The sequence below is a fragment of the Cellulomonas sp. P5_E12 genome, from assembly GCF_054049315.1.
The window spans coordinates 113,952-128,379 of sequence record NZ_JBFUMP010000018.1; the positions used below are offsets into that span (position 1 = coordinate 113,952).

The 14,428-nt window shown below is 71.1% G+C and carries 10 protein-coding genes; 4 read left to right on the plus strand and 6 right to left on the minus strand.

Annotation, left to right across the window (positions count from 1 at the left end; translation table 11 throughout):
• The first annotated feature begins 46 nt into the window (after nucleotides 1–46).
• Genes ACXJKA_RS15250 through ACXJKA_RS15260 form a run of 3 tightly spaced genes read left to right on the plus strand, consistent with a single transcriptional unit; the run spans nucleotide 47 to nucleotide 4,720 of the window.
• Nucleotides 47–1,774: a hypothetical protein gene (locus ACXJKA_RS15250; protein ID WP_456826062.1), complete on the plus strand. Its 1,728-nt coding sequence runs from the start codon at nucleotides 47–49 to the stop codon at nucleotides 1,772–1,774.
• Nucleotides 1,761–3,428: a hypothetical protein gene (locus ACXJKA_RS15255; protein ID WP_456826063.1), complete on the plus strand. Its 1,668-nt coding sequence runs from the start codon at nucleotides 1,761–1,763 to the stop codon at nucleotides 3,426–3,428. Before ACXJKA_RS15250 ends, ACXJKA_RS15255 begins: the two co-directional genes overlap by 14 nt.
• Nucleotides 3,425–4,720: a hypothetical protein gene (locus tag ACXJKA_RS15260; protein WP_456826064.1), complete on the plus strand. Its 1,296-nt coding sequence runs from the start codon at nucleotides 3,425–3,427 to the stop codon at nucleotides 4,718–4,720. The genes ACXJKA_RS15255 and ACXJKA_RS15260 overlap by 4 nt, the downstream gene beginning before the upstream one ends.
• A gap of 20 nt (nucleotides 4,721–4,740) precedes the next feature.
• Here the strand turns inward: ACXJKA_RS15260 and ACXJKA_RS15265 are convergent, their stop codons facing one another.
• Nucleotides 4,741–6,780, minus strand: coding sequence for a hypothetical protein (locus tag ACXJKA_RS15265; protein ID WP_456826065.1), 2,040 nt, complete (start codon nucleotides 6,778–6,780; stop codon nucleotides 4,741–4,743).
• A gap of 114 nt (nucleotides 6,781–6,894) precedes the next feature.
• On the minus strand, nucleotides 6,895–9,393 hold the full coding sequence (locus ACXJKA_RS15270) for a peptidoglycan recognition protein family protein (RefSeq protein WP_456826066.1): 2,499 nt from the start codon (nucleotides 9,391–9,393) through the stop codon (nucleotides 6,895–6,897).
• A gap of 195 nt (nucleotides 9,394–9,588) precedes the next feature.
• On the opposite strand from ACXJKA_RS15270, the gene ACXJKA_RS15275 reads away from it, so the two are divergent.
• Nucleotides 9,589–11,253, plus strand: coding sequence for a hypothetical protein (locus tag ACXJKA_RS15275; protein ID WP_456826067.1), 1,665 nt, complete (start codon nucleotides 9,589–9,591; stop codon nucleotides 11,251–11,253).
• A gap of 18 nt (nucleotides 11,254–11,271) precedes the next feature.
• Here the strand turns inward: ACXJKA_RS15275 and ACXJKA_RS15280 are convergent, their stop codons facing one another.
• From ACXJKA_RS15280 to ACXJKA_RS15295, 4 genes are all read right to left on the minus strand, one after another.
• Nucleotides 11,272–12,741: a DUF2142 domain-containing protein gene (locus ACXJKA_RS15280; protein WP_456826068.1), complete on the minus strand. Its 1,470-nt coding sequence runs from the start codon at nucleotides 12,739–12,741 to the stop codon at nucleotides 11,272–11,274.
• 140 nt (nucleotides 12,742–12,881) lie between these two features.
• Complete coding sequence (locus tag ACXJKA_RS15285) at nucleotides 12,882–13,295, minus strand: GtrA family protein (RefSeq protein WP_456826069.1); 414 nt, start codon at nucleotides 13,293–13,295, stop codon at nucleotides 12,882–12,884.
• Nucleotides 13,285–13,680, minus strand: a complete 396-nt coding sequence (locus ACXJKA_RS15290) for a DUF2304 domain-containing protein (RefSeq protein WP_456826070.1) — start codon at nucleotides 13,678–13,680, stop codon at nucleotides 13,285–13,287. The genes ACXJKA_RS15285 and ACXJKA_RS15290 overlap by 11 nt, the downstream gene beginning before the upstream one ends.
• On the minus strand, nucleotides 13,677–14,411 hold the full coding sequence (locus ACXJKA_RS15295; RefSeq protein WP_456826071.1) for a glycosyltransferase family 2 protein: 735 nt from the start codon (nucleotides 14,409–14,411) through the stop codon (nucleotides 13,677–13,679). Before ACXJKA_RS15295 ends, ACXJKA_RS15290 begins: the two co-directional genes overlap by 4 nt.
• Between the last annotated feature and the right edge of the window lie 17 nt (nucleotides 14,412–14,428).

Sequence of the window (14,428 nt, forward strand, 5' to 3'; positions counted from 1 at the left end):
GCCATCGTGCACCCTGCCTGACCGTCGCCCTCGGCGGGAGGACGACATGCGTCCCGTCCTGATCTCAGGGCTGGTGCACTCGTTCCTCCTCGTCGGTGCTCTCGTGGCCGTCTCTCTGATCCTGCGACAGTGGATCGCCGACCGGTTCCTGCTTCTCGCCGCCGCTCTCGCGGTGGTCGGTGCGACCTACTACGGGGTCGGCATCGGATGGTGGCTCGACCCCGACGTCGGTCTGTGGGCATCGCGTGCGCTCGCGGTCGGTTCCGTCGCCGTGATCGTGGTCGTCGCGTTCCGGGCGCGGGATCGGCTGATCGTCGTCGTGCGCACGCACTGGCTTCCGCTCGCCGCCATGTGCGCGTACGCGTTCGCCGTGCTGGGTCTGGGCTTCCTGCGAGGGGGAGCGGGCACACCGGCGGACACGCCGGCCTCGCGCTTCACCTGGCGGCTGCCCCCGGACAACGTCCTGCCGTACCTCTTCGGGCGCCACGTCGAGCTGCACGGCCACAGCAGCGTGCCCCCGCCGGTCTCGGGATGGCTCTCGAGCGACCGGCCGCCGCTCCAGTCGGCGATCTGGCTCGGCCAGACGCTGGGACCGCGCGACGACGTGCGGGCGGCGCTCGACTACCAGGTGGTCGGAGTGCTCCTCCAGTCCGTCTGGGTCCTCGGCGTGTGGGTCCTGCTGGGCGTGCTCGCGGCGCGCCGGGCAAGCGCGGCTGTCGCTCTCGGTGCGTGCGCGGCCACCGGTGTCATCGTCGTCAACACGTTCTACGTGTGGCCCAAGCTGCTCGCGGCTGCGTTCGCCCTGACCTCCCTTGCGGTCGTGCTTCGCCGCCCCGGCGCTCGAGCGCCAGCCCAGTACGGTCTCGCCGCGCTGCTCGCAGCGCTGGCATACCTAAGCCACGGCGGCGTCGCGTTCCTCCTCGCTCCCGTCGCTCTCCTAGGGTTCTGGCGTGCCTGGCACGCGTCGCGTCGCTGGGCGTCCCTGGGAACCGCGATCGGGTGCGCCGTTGTGGTGGTCGCTCCGTGGACTGCGTACCAGCGCCTGGTTGATCCTCCCGGTGACCGCCTGTTGGCCTGGATGCTCGCGGACGTCAAGGAGATCGACGCCCGACGCCCGCTCGCTGCCATCCGCGACCAGTACGCCGCCGTGGGCCTGGCGGGCGCGGTCGAGAACAAAGTGCAGAACGTCATGCGGTTGCTGGGTCATGGAGGGGACACGAGCAAGGCGATCCAGAACCTCGACAGCTGGGACGGCTCCGCCATCGCGTTCTGGCGGTCGGAGACGTTCTACTCATTGCTGCCGGCTCTGGGGCTTCTCCTGGTGCTGGCGGTGGGATGGATCGTGCGGCGCGACCGCCACCCTGGCGACCTGCGGGCCGCGACGACGCTCGCCGGCGTCACGGGCGCCGGTCTTCTCTTCTGGGTCCTGGCGATGTTCGGACCCGGCACCACCTTCCTGCACCAGGGCACGTTCGCGTTCGTCCTGCTCGCGGCGTGCGCCCTGGCGCTCGCCGGGAGCGCTCTGTCGATCCAGTTCGCCACGTTCGTGGTCGTCGCCACGGCCGCCGTGACGCTGGTCGTCGCACTTCCCCAGCGAGTGGCCACCGGAGCGCCGGTGCTGCCGGACGCACCCGTGCTGCACTCGGCCGCTGTGGTGTCCCTCGGTTCGGCGGCTGTGTTCGTCGCCCTGCTCGTTCTCTCGGCGCGCTCCCGAACCATGGACCCAGAGATCGTCCCGCCCCTCGGACGAGAGCCGGTCCATGAGTCCACCTGACAGCCTGCGACGGCGCTATCTCGCGATCCACCTGGTGCTGCTCGCCGTCGCAGGCGTCGTCCTGCTCGTGGCGAACCGGCACCAGTGGTTCTTCGGCGACGAGTGGGAGTTCTTCGTCAACCGGGGGCTCGTCGGCGCTCGGTTCGACGTGTGGCGACCGCACAACGAGCACTGGTCGACGCTCCCGATCCTCGTGCTCACGTTCCTGCGGGACACGGTGGGGCTTGCGACCTACTGGCCGTACGTGGTGGTCCTCGTGGCGCTCCACCTCGGTCTCGCGCACGTGCTGTGGCGGGTCAGCATCCGCTCAGGTGCGCACCCGGCGATCGCGACGGCCGGCGCGGCCGTGTTCTCCGTGCTCGGAGCGGGCTCGGAGAACCTGCTCTGGGCGTTCCAGATCGGGTTCGTGGGCAGTCTGCTCCTGGGTTGGTCGGCCGTGCTCGTGGGGGACCGGGAGGGTCGTCTCGGGTGGCGGGACTCGGCGGTGGCCACCTTGCTGGTGGGCGCGCTGCTGTGCTCCGGCATCGGCGTGCCCACCGTGGTCGCGGCAGGGGTGGCGGTCCTCATCCGCAGCCGCAGTTGGGTGCGTGCCGTCATCGTGGCGGGTGTCCCCGCCGTCGTCTTCGCCGTCTGGTTCCGGCTGATCGGTGCCGTCAACCCCTCGCCACCCACGCCCGAGCGGGACCTTCAGGCCCATGTGTCGGGGCTCGCCCATGGGATCGCGGCGCTGCTGCGATCGGTGACGGGCGGCCCGACGATCGCCGTCCTCGCGGTTCTGCTGGCGGTCGGCGCGTGGGCCGCCGTGACCGGGTTCCGGGCGGCGAAGGGCGAGCCGGTAGCGCGCGGGGCAGCGGCAGCCCTCGGCGGTGTCGCGGGCGCCGCTACCTTCGTGGTGATTGTCGAGCAGGGCCGTGCGGACCTGATGGCGTCGCGCTACGCCTACGTAGCCGTGGCCTTCGCCCTGCCGCTCGTGCTCGTCGCGGTGAGCGCCCTGCCGGCGCGGCGTTGGGTGACCGCGACCGCCGTCACCGCGATCGCGCTCGTCGGCGCTCACAACGTCGTGCTGCTGTTCTCGCACGCCGCCGCGGAGGCCGAGCGCGAGGCGACGGCACGGTCCGTCGTCCTCGCCGGGGCACGCCTCGCCCTCGACGGAGACACGTTCCTGACCGAAAACCCCGAACCCGAGCTGAACCCCGACATCACGCTGGACTCGCTGCGCCGGTTCGTCCGGGACGCGGGGCTGCCGGCCGACGCCACCCCGGTCGGGACGAGCACAGCGCTGCGCAACCTCGACGTCGTCGTCGGCGCCCAGGTGCTGGACGGCGTCCAGCCCACCCCGCCGACGGACGCGAAGTCCGTGGGCGCGCCGCCGGCGGCCGATCCCGCGGATCCGGGAGCGGTGTGCTGGACCGCGATCGCCGGGCAGCCGGCTCGTGTGATCGTCGCCGCGGAGTCGTCGCCGCTAGCGTTGCGGTTCCTGCCCACGTCGGCGAAGTCGTTCGACCTGGTCGTGCAGAACGATGGTGTGCGCTCGCCCGCTCGACCCTTCCCGCTGAGCGCCGAGCACGACACGGTGATCACCTCCGGGCTTCCCGCCGGGTCGGTCCTCCAGGTCCACGTCCCGCCGGGCGCTGTCCTCTGCGAGGTGTCATGACGGACCCGGGGCCTCGCCCAGGGCAGCGCGTCGACCTCCTCGTCCTCGGTGCGATCGCCCTGGCAGGGACCGCCCTGCTGCTGCTGTGGCGGGGGCACCCGGCGCCGCTGGACCGCCTGTGGGCGGAGGACGGCACGGCCTTCCTCGGGGTGGCCGTGCAAGGGGCGTTCCTGCGAGACCTCCTGTTGCCGTCGGCGGGATACGCGCACGTGGCGGCGCGGCTGGCGGCGGAGGTCGTGGCGACGTTCCCGCCGCGCTCGTGGGCGGTGCTCTCCGCCACCATCTCCGCAGGCGTCCGGGTCGCGGTCGCCGTGCTGACGTGGTTCGCGGTCCGGGAGCACATCCCGGGTCGGCTGTGGCGGTACGGGCTCGTCGTCGCCGTGATCGTGCTGCCCGTCGGGGGCCTCGAGACGCTCGACAACCTCGCGAACCTCCACTGGTTCCTCGTCTACGCCGGAGTCCTCAGCGCGTTGTGGGCGCCGACCACACGCGGCGGGCAGATGGTGCGCTGCGGCACGATGGCGCTCGCGATCCTGAGCGACCCGCTCGCGATGGTGCTGGTGCCGCTCGTCCTGCTGCGGGCCGTGCAGCGGCGCCGGGTCGAGGAGTACGTGGCGACCGCCGTCGTCGCCGTCGCCTGCGCGATACAGCTGAGCGTCGTCCTCGTTAGCTCGCGGGTCTCGTTTCCGGGGACATCGCCCGCGGGCTACGCGCGCGGCTATGTCGCGCGCGTCATGTTCGGGTCGCTCAGCGGCGTGGACCTGGCCGCGGCCGTGTACCCGGTGTCGGCCGTCGTCGTGATCGTCGTCATCGTCGGTCTCGCGCTCGTGCTCCGCGGGATACTCGTGCGCGGGCCGCAGCGTCTGCTCACGGCGGTCTGCGCGGGCATCAGCGTGGCTCTGTGGGTGGCCATGCTGCGGTACGTACCCCTGGCCTCGCTCCCGGACGCCGTCCCGGGGGAACGCCTCGTCGTCGATCTCAACAGCCGGTACACGCTGGTCTGCGGGCTGTTCTACGTCACGGCGGTGATCGCCGGGATGTCGGCGCCCGTGGCGGCGGGCGTGCGACGCACGATCGTGCGGTCGGCCAGTGTGGCCCTGGCCGCCTGGTTCGCCGTCGGCGTCGTCACGGCGGTAGGCGACGACTACGAGAGCAGCGTGCCCGGGTGGGCGAGCGCCGTCGGGGCGGCGCACCAGCTGTGCGCCGCCGACGGGTTCGGTGTGGTCGAGATCCCGATCGAGCCCGACGGGTGGGTCATGCCGGTGCCGTGCTCGCGGCTCACCGGTGGGTGAGCCGCGAGCACGGCCCCCGCTCAGCCGGCGACCGTGACCGACCGGCAGGCGAGCACGGTGTTAGGCCCGCCGGGCACGTTGATGGCGTAGAAGCACACGTTGTGCGTGCCGGCGGTCGCCGCCACTGTCCCGCTGAACCCGTGGCGATCACCCTTGCCGAACGCGGCCGCCACGTCAGGGCGTGAGCCATCGGCCAGCCACGGCGTACCGACGCCGTCGACGTAGACGTGGACCTGGATCGGGTCGCTCGTGTCGGGATCCAGCGTCCAGCCACCCACGGCGATGCCGCCGGTGGTAGACGACAGCGTGTCGACGGCACCGATCGGGGGTGCGTTGGTCACGGTGACGTTGGCGCAGCGCAGGACGGTGTTGGGGCCGCCCCCGCTGTCGATCGCGTACACGCACACCGAGTGCGTCCCGCCGGGCACCGAGACGAGACCGGAGAACCCGTGCGTGTCGCCCTTGCCGAAGGCGGCTGCGACATCGGGCCGGCTCCCGTTCGCCAGCCACGGTGTGCCGACGCCGTCGACGTACACGTGGACCTGGATCGGGTTGGTCGTGTCCGGGTCGAGAGCCCAGCCTGACAGTGCGATGCCCTGCGGGGTGCCCGCGAGCTGGTCGAGAGCACCGGTCGGCGCCGCGTTGGCCGCGCTCGGCACCCGGACCTGGGTGCACGTCAGGGTGGTATTGGGTCCGCTGGGCACGTTGATCGCATACACGCAGACGTTGTGATCGCCCGGGGACGCGTTCACGGTGCCGCCGAACCCGTGGTTGCTGCCGACGCCGAACATCGCCCCGACGTCGGGTCGGTTGCCGTTGGCGAGCCACGGCGAGCCGACTCCGTCGACGTAGACGTGCGTCTGGATCGGTGCGTCCGTGTCCCGGTCGACGGCCCACCCTGCGACCGTGATCTGGCCCGGGCTGGTGCTGAGGGTGTCGATCGAGCCGAACGGCGCCTGGTTGGTGACCGTCACGGTCGCGCAGCGGAGCGTGGTGTTCGACCCGCCTGTGGCGTCGATGGCGTACACGCAGACGGAGTGGGTGCCGGCGGAGGCAGGGACGGTCCCGGAGAACCCGTGCCTGGCCCCCCGGCCGAATGCCGCGTCGATGTCGGCGCGCGCCTGGTCCGCGACCCACGGTGTGCCGACGCCGTCGACGTAGACGTGGACCTGGATCGGGTTCGTCGTGTCCTTGTCCAGGGCCCAGCCCGAGAGGACCACGCCGAAGGCTGAGCCGCTGATCGAGTCGACGGCGCCGACCGGGGCGCGCTGGGTCGTCGAGCCGAACCAGTCGGTGAAGAACCGCCAGAAGTTGCGGTTGCCGTACGACGAGCACGGGTCACCGATTCCGGCCCCGGCGGCCAGTGCCGCGGCATTGGGCTGATAGGGCGTGTAGTTGTACAGACCCGCGGTGGCCTGGCTCTGGATCGTCACAGCGGAGCTGCCACAGTCGGCGTTCGGGTGGTAGCCGATCTGGTTCACCTGCCCGGTCTGGAACCGGTAGCTCTTGGGCGACAGCCGGTACCGCTGGAACTGCGAGGCCGCCGAGTAGACCTGGTTGAAGAAGCCGTAGTACAGGGCGTCACAGGGCGCGGTGTCCGGGCACGCGAAGCCCATCGCCTTCTGGTAGACCCCGGCCGTCCCGGCGGTCTTGCGGTTGATCATCGACTGCTCGACCTGCAGCTTCACCAGGAGCACGCGAGGATTGATCGCGCAGGCGGTGGCAACCTTCGAGATGACCTGCGCCGCGCTCTCGTCAGCGGCGCCCGTGTAGTCGAGTGGGCAACGCCCGTCCGACGGACGCGATGCCGTGGCCATGTGGTAGTCCTTCACGCAGGCCGTACCGTCGGACGCGGGGACGCAGCCTGCGCCGTTCACGGTGAGGAAGTTCTGGATGTCGGCGTCGGTCATCGACCGGTAGTCGTAGAAGATCGGGTCGGAGATGATCAGGCCCGGCTCGAAGAGGGCGTTGTCGGCCGCGGACGCGGCACTCGTGGGTATGACGAGCGCACCGAGCAGTGCACTGACGGCGGTCAGTGCCGCGACGAGAACCTTGCGCATCGATCTGCCTCTCCAGGCCGTGGGGACGCCGCACGGTATCGCAGCCGCGACGACCCCGGGCCGACCTAGAAACCTCGGCGTGGCGCCGTCACGTTCCGGCCTCCCGGCCGAGACTCACAGGGTCCGGCACCCCACGAGTGAGTTCGCGCCGCCCGAGTAGTCAATCGCGTACACGCAGACCTGGTGGTTGAAACCGCTCAGCACGGGGAACGTCCCGTCGAAGCCGTGCGCCGACCCGTTGTGGAAAGCCGCCACGACGTCCGGTCGGTTTCCAGCGGAGGACCAGGCGACAAGAGGGGCACCGTCCAGCCAGACGTGAACCGCCACCGACGTCGACGTGTCCGGGTCCATCGCCCAGCCCGAGAGGTGGACGATCCCGCCGGTCCTGGTGGCCACGTCGAGGGCGCCGATCGGTGCCCGGTTCACGACCGTCAGGCGCCGGCAGCCGAGGAGGGAGTTCGGCCCACCGGTGCCGTCGATGGCCCACACGCAGACGTCGTGCGGACCGTTCGTCGCGGGCAGCCACAGCGCGAAGCCGTGCGCGTCACCCTTGCCGAAGGCGGCACCGACGTCGGGTCGCGACGCGTTCGCGATCGTCGGAGTCCCGACGCCGTCGACGTACACGTGTGTCTGGATGGATGCCGAGGTGTCGGGGTCGAGCGCCCAGCCCTGCACGACGATCCACCCCGACAGGGCACCGACGACGTCGATCGCGCCGACGGGGGACGCGCCGACGGTGATCGTGCGACAGCCGAGCGGCGGGTTGGGCCCGCTCGGTGTGTTGATCGGGTAGACGCAGACCTGGTGGCTGCCCTGGGGTGTGGGGATAGTGAGGTCGAACCCGTGCGCGGCCCCGGCGTGGTGCGCGGCGTCGACGTCGGGACGGGGAAGAGCGGCTCGGGTGGCGGTCCCGGCGCCGTCGACGTAGACGTGGACGTCCACCGGGTCGTTGGTGTCAGGGTCGATTGCCCAGCCGTTGACGTGCACGCCACCCGGCACCGGTTCGATCACGTCGACGCGGCCGAACGGTGGGCGATTGGTCGTGACGAACTGGCACCCGATCGACACGTCCGCACCCTCACCCGTGTTGCGCACGGTGAGGCAGACGAGGTGCGTTCCTGCCGACGCCGCCACGGTGCCCGCGAAGCCGTGGTTCGGGCCGACTCCGAACGCGGCCGCCACGTCCGGTCGGTACGCGTCGGCGCGGACGACACCGGCTGCGCCGTCGATCGAGACCGCGACGTCCACCGGGGCGTCGGTCCCGCGGTCGTAGGCCCAGCCCGTCACGGCGACGCCCGACCCGGTCCCGCGGACCTGGTCGATGGTGCCGCGGGGGGAGACGCCGACCGTGTCGTTGACCAGCTGTGCGACGCGTCCGCGGATGGCGGGGAGGCTGTCGTAGAGCGACTGGCCCGGGCAGGCCGTGAGCTGGGCGTCGCGATGCCCGTAGATCGTGGGGAACGACACGACCGTGCCGTCCGGATACTTCGACGCGCCCCCGCCCGACACCATCTGCACCGTGTCGCCGGCGCGGATCCCGAACGTCGAGAACCGCCACGCGATCAACTGGCTCAGGGCTTCGAGGAGCTCCGCCGACGGACCCGTCGTAGTGAATGTCCCGATCGCCGCGATCCCGATGGTGCGGGAGTTGAACCCGCCCGTGTGCACGCCGATGACGGTCGTGTCGATGCTCCCGCCGCGTCCCTCGAACACGCGGCCGAAACGGTCGACGAGGAAGTTGTAGCCGATGTCGCACCACCCCCGTCCACCGGCCGACTCGGGTCGGGTGTGGAACGCGAGGATCCCGTTGAGGATTCGCGGGACGTCGGCGGGCGAGTAGTCGTTGGCCGAGTCGGTGTGGTGCACGGCGGCGGAGACGAAGCCGGTCGAGGAGTAGTCGGGGGTGCAGGTGCGCAGGCTCTCGTCCGCGCCCCACTCGGCTCGCGTGATGATCCCGGGTCGTCCGGGCGCGGCGGTGGTGAGCGCGGACGTGGTCGCGCGGGCGATCTGCGACCGCGACGCGCTCGCCTCGGTACGCAACGACGCGCCGCTGATGGTCGGCTCGGCGGCGGACACCTCCGTGCTCGGCGCGTCGACGAGCACGGCCTTGAGCGCCGTCACAGGTCCTTCCGACGACTCCGCCCAGACCTGGAGCCCGTCGGAGTTCAGCGCGATCACCGGGTCGGACCCGCGACGGTGGGTCCGGCGCCCCTCCGTGCTGTCGGGGTCAGGGGCGGCGTCTCCCTCGGCCACGGCCTCCCACTCGCTCCAGCCCTCGTCCGAGTGCAGGCGGTACCGGACGACGACGTCGTCCGCGTCGGAGCTCGACCAGGTGAAACCGAGCACCGAGAAGTCGTCAGTGAGACGGGGCGCGGTCAGCACGTCGGGCTCGGCGGCAGGTCCCGGGTCCGCCTGCGGTCCCTGCGTCGTGACGTCGTCGGACGGTGCCGGTGGTGTCGCGGGGAGCTCGGGCACCTCGTCAGGGGCGACGCCGGACAGCGCGAGCTCGGTCACGGCGGGTGGCGCATCGGCGTCGGGGGCCGCGGAGGCTGCCGTCGGCATCACGCCGGCACCGAGGACGACGGCGTAGATCGCGAGCACCGAGCGGAACATGGGTGGAGCCTTTCGAGTGGAGGGCTCTAGCGGACCACAGCTTCGTGTGCTGGTTCACCCGACACACCGGCTACGCACAGGAGTGGGCGCGTCCGGACTCCGCTAGGTGATGTGGAGAGGGTCGGCGGCACCCGTACCCTTGTGCCTCGACCCTGCGCCCGCCGCACACCTGATAATCCCCGGAGAACGACACGCATGGCTGATCACCGGCCCGACCGCCGATGGCTCATCCTCCATCTCGCACTTCTCGCCGTCGCCGGGGTGGTGCTCGTGTGGGTGAACCGCGACCAGTGGTTCGTCGGGGACGAGTGGGAGTTCCTGATCAACCGCGGGTTCAGCGGCGCGGCTCTCAACATCTGGGTTCCGCACAACGAGCACTGGTCGACCATCCCGATCCTCGTCTGGGTGGCGCTGCGCGACACGGTCGGCCTCGCCAGCTACTGGCCGTACATCCTCGTGCTCATCGGCACGCACCTCGCGCTCGCGCACTTCGTGTGGCGAGCGGCGCTGGCCAGCGGAGCGGCACCCGTGCTGGCGACCGCGGGCGCCGCCGTGTTCTCACTGCTCGGCTCGGGTAGCGAGAACCTGCTGTGGGCGTTCCAGATCGGCTTCGTCGGCAGCGTCGCCTTCGGCTGGCTCGCGATGCTCGTCGGTGACCGCGAAGGCCGGCTGGGCCGGCGGGACGTCGCCACGGTCGGACTGCTCGTGTGTGCCCTGATGTGCTCCGGGATCGGGGTGCCGGCCGTCGCGGCGGCCGCCGTGGCCACCCTGGTGCGGTCGCGCGACATCTGGCGGACGGTCGTCGTCGGCGGTGTCCCCACCGTCGTCTACCTCGTCTGGTACCTGCTCGTGGGGTCGGTCAATTCGGGTGCACCAGCGGTCTCCGGCGACGGACCGGTGACCGTCGTCGTGGAGCTGTGGGACGGCGTGCTGACGATCCTGCACGGCGCCACAGGTGCACCGACCCTCGTCGCGGCGTCGGTCGCGCTCTTCGCGCTCGTCACGTTCGTCTGGGCGATCGTCCATGCGGTTCGGCGTGATGAGGGCAGCCGCGACCGTGCCGTCGCCGTCGGCGGATTCGCCGGCCTGATGCTCTTCCTCAGCATGGTGGTCGCGGCCCGGGGCGGGCTCGAGGCGCCGCGGTACGCGTACGTCGCCACCGCGTTCGGGCTCCCGCTCCTCGTCGTGGGCCTCAGCGCCGTGACGGCCCGCGTGTGGTTCCGCGCTCTCGTCGTCGCGGCGTTCGGCGTGGTGCTCGTCTACAACACGCGGCTCCTGGTGGACAACTCGGTCAAAGAGGCCGCCGCCGAGTCGATCACGCGGCAGAAGGTCACGGCAGCCGCGCACCTCGCCGTGACGCAGGACGAACAGTTCCTCGGCTCCCAGATCGACCCGCGGATCAACCCCGACGTCACGGTCGAGGGGCTCGGTCCGCTCGCCCGCGACAACGGCCTGCCGACGTCTCCCATCACACCGTTCGGGTTGTCCAGCGCCCTCGTGATGCTGGACGTGGGCGTCGGCGACGGACCGCTCGAGCCGCTCGTCGGGACGCCCGTGGTGACGCAGACGTTCGAGGCCGAGGCCGTGGACGGGCAGAAGTGCTGGCAGGTGGGAGAGGCACCGGTCTACGCCCGGGTGCTCCTCGAGAGCGACGAGGCGCCGTTCGGCGTCGAGGTCCGTGGCGAGCAGGGACGCACATTCCAGCTGCGCGTGGGTGTCGAGGAGGCCGAGGGCGACGTGCGCACCGTGGCGATCCCCGAGGACGGTTCGCTGGTCCTCACCACGCAGCTCGCGAGCGGGGTGCCGCTGAACGTGGGGTTCCTCCCGGCGGAGACGCTGGTGTGCGCCGTCGCACCCTGATCGGGGCCGCTGCCCGGATCAGGACGCCGTGGGCGCCGGCTCGGGGTCCTCGATCGGAGCGGGCTCGCGCAGCGTCCCCCACGGGTGCAGGCACAGGGCGACGAGGCCGGCCAGCCCGATGGCGAGGATCAGCCCGAGTACGGGCACCGGCAACGGTGGGACCCACTCGTCGATCGGCGTGACGAACCACTCGCGCCCTGCGCCGAACGTGTACCGGTGCAGGTTGATGAAGAACGCGACGAGCTGGTACGTGAACCACGCGGCACCGAACAGGGCGCACAAGTTCCGGCCGATCCGACGGCCAGGCGAGTCCGGCGACCCGTCCAGAACGAAGGCCGCGAGGATCGGGATGCCCACCACGGCCGGCAGGAAGTAGCGCCCCTGCCAGACGATGCCGAGATACTTGGCCTGCGTGGAGTGCAGCACCACCGGGATGACGATGCAGGCGAGGGCCAGGCCGACGAGGACGAGCCGCTCGCGCCAGGTGCCGACAGCCAGCGCGAGCGCGCACAACGCCCCGACGACCGACACCACGAGGAAGTACACCCAGATCGGCAGGCCGGTCTCCATCCAGCCGAACTGGCCGATCATGTTCGCGACGTAGTTCGACGTGGACCCGAGCGAGACCTGGACGGCGTCCCAGAACTCGAGCTCGGGGTGGTGGACGACGCCGTCGGATCCGAGCGTCCCCGCGTACCTCGTCCACGCGAGAGCGGCGACGGTCGCCAGGCCGACGAGTCCGATCCAGGGCCAGATGAACCGGCGACGCAGGATCACACCGGTCTGGCGCAGGGGCGAGGCCAGCACCACGGCCGCGGCGATGATGACCAGGAAGAGCGGGGAGAGGCCGCGCAGGTTCACGAAGACGCTCGCCATGATGGCGATGGCCACGATCCGGGAGCGGAACCGCGCGGGCTCGTCGGAGCGCAGCAGCACCGCCAGGGACACCCATAGTGACGCGCCGGCGGCGACCTCGAGCGCGGCGGGGTTGATCGAGCTGCCGAGGAAGATCACCATCGGCGTCAGGGCCAGCAGCAACCCGGTGGGCAACCAGCCACGCCGCGTCGCGGTCAGCGCCTGCGCGAAGCCGTACGCCAGCGCGGCCGCGCAGAGCGCGGCGCTCACGAGCCGCATCAGGTAGAGCGAACCCTGGCCCGATGGGAAGAACGAAGGCAGGCCGACGACCGAGTAGTAGAGCGGGTTGTAGGTCATCGCCGTGGTCACCACGTGCGTGATCACACTGGGCGCCCCAGCGACCGGGCGCTGGCAGACCGCCGTCTGGTCGGGGTGGAACGCGAAGCACGTCATCGAGGGCGTATAGGCGATGACGGCAGGGACGTCGACGTAGCCCCAGCCGGGGCGCTCAGGGTCGTAGCGGTCGCCGAGCAGCTCGCCACGGACGACGGCGGCCGCCTTGATCGCGTGCGCGGGCTCGTCGGGGGCCGCGGTCAGCGGGTTGGCCAGACCCCAGGCGACGAACATCGTCATCAAGGCGACGAATGACAGGCAGAACGCAGTCGTCGTCGTCAGCGGTCGCCGTACGCGGGCGGACCCCGCCACCGGACCCGCGGGCTCGTTCTCGATCGCGGTCGGCCCGGATCCTGCCGCACTCGCGCTGCTCGATGCCATCAGCGAAACACCCATCGTCGATAGAGGAGGAAGTTGGTGATCGTGGTCAGCCCGACCGCGATCGTCTTGGGGATGAACGGGGTGAGGCCGTGTGCCACGCCGACCGTGACGATCACGAGCGTCACGGCGTAGTTGGCCGCGAGCAGCACCGCGTACCGCACGCCGTGGCGGAGCGTGCTGCCGCCGTCCTGGGAGAACGTCGCGCGGTTCAGGGCGAAGTTGAGGAGCACGCTCGTCCAGAAGCCGATGGTCGCGGCGAGCCAGACGGGTTGGCCGAGGGGGCCCGAGATGAGCAGGAGGAGCCCTGTGTCGACGACGTAGCTGAGGATGCCGGCGCCGAGGTAGCGGACCAGCGCAGTGCGCGAGCTCAGCACGACCGCGGCGTCGGCGGTCGTGCTGTCCTCAGTGCTCACGGTGCTCGGTCGGGTCGACGCTCCGATCAGGGTCGACGGCGGCGGCCGACTGGAGCCTCCGAACCGCCAGACGCAGCGACGCCACCTCCTCGGCGAGGGTGCGGGTCTTCTCCTCAAGCGTCGAGGTCTCGCCGCTGAGCTGGAGGCACACAGCGAGCAGGACCAGAGCGGCCACCGCGAACAGCAGATTGACCGGAGTCTCGACCCCCACAAGGTCAGCCAGCCAGAGCGCGATGTTCGGGAACACCGCCAGCAGGCATACTCCGAGGGCGACGACGATCCAGATGGCGGCGTACTTCTCCCGGATCCGACGCGTCCGGAGCAGCTGCACGAGGAGCGCGAGGACCGCCAGGCACAGGACGACGGCGAACAGATAGCCGCTCACAGGTCCTCCGCCGTTCGGGGCTCGACGGACGGTCGGGACAGAGCCATCAGCAGCGCGAGCGCGGCTCGGCCGAGAAACACGGTGGACTTCAGGGGCCCGTGGGACGGTCGGCCACCGGCGCGTTCCCGCATGGTCACGCCGATCTGGGTCACCTTCAGCCCGGAGCGCGCGGCGATGACGAGGGCCTCGACCGTGTCGCCGAGGTACTCGGCCGGGTAGTCCGAGGCGAAGAGGTGGACGGCTCGCGGGCCGTAGGCCTTGAAGCCCGAGGTGGTGTCCGTGAGCTTGTGGTGCGCGATGCGCGAGATCGTCGCTGACAGCGTGCGCATGGCCCACCTGCGAGGTCCGCGCACGTCGTAGGACTCCGCGTCGGCGAAGCGGGCACCGATGACAATGTCCACCGACTGGGCATCCAGCTCCGCCACGAGCCGCGGGACGTCGGCGGGGTTGTGCTGGCCGTCGGCGTCGACCTGCACCACGGCTGTGTACTGCTCGCGGGCGGCGTAGCGGAAACCCGCTCGCATCGCGCCGCCGACTCCGAGGTTGAACGGAAGGTCGAGGCTGGGGACGCCCGCGCGGGCGACCACGCTCGACGTCCTGTCGGTCGAGCCGTCGTTGACGACCAGGACGTCCGCGTCGGGCACCCGGTCGGCGATCTCGGCTAGGACGGCCGTGATCGTCTCCTCCTCGTTCCAGGCGGGGACGACGATCAGGACCCGGGGGGCCGTCACGGCGTCCCGACCCGGGT

What these genes read in the sequence shown, in the direction of transcription:
- ACXJKA_RS15250 (WP_456826062.1), top strand. Translation starts at nt 47, where the DNA reads ATGCGTCCCGTCCTGATCTCAGGGCTGGTGCACTCGTTCCTCCTCGTC.
- ACXJKA_RS15255 (WP_456826063.1), top strand. Translation starts at nt 1,761, where the DNA reads ATGAGTCCACCTGACAGCCTGCGACGGCGCTATCTCGCGATCCACCTG.
- ACXJKA_RS15260 (WP_456826064.1), top strand. Translation starts at nt 3,425, where the DNA reads ATGACGGACCCGGGGCCTCGCCCAGGGCAGCGCGTCGACCTCCTCGTC.
- ACXJKA_RS15265 (WP_456826065.1), bottom strand. Translation starts at nt 6,780, where the DNA reads ATGCGCAAGGTTCTCGTCGCGGCACTGACCGCCGTCAGTGCACTGCTC.
- ACXJKA_RS15270 (WP_456826066.1), bottom strand. Translation starts at nt 9,393, where the DNA reads ATGTTCCGCTCGGTGCTCGCGATCTACGCCGTCGTCCTCGGTGCCGGC.
- ACXJKA_RS15275 (WP_456826067.1), top strand. Translation starts at nt 9,589, where the DNA reads ATGGCTGATCACCGGCCCGACCGCCGATGGCTCATCCTCCATCTCGCA.
- ACXJKA_RS15280 (WP_456826068.1), bottom strand. Translation starts at nt 12,741, where the DNA reads ATGACGATGTTCGTCGCCTGGGGTCTGGCCAACCCGCTGACCGCGGCC.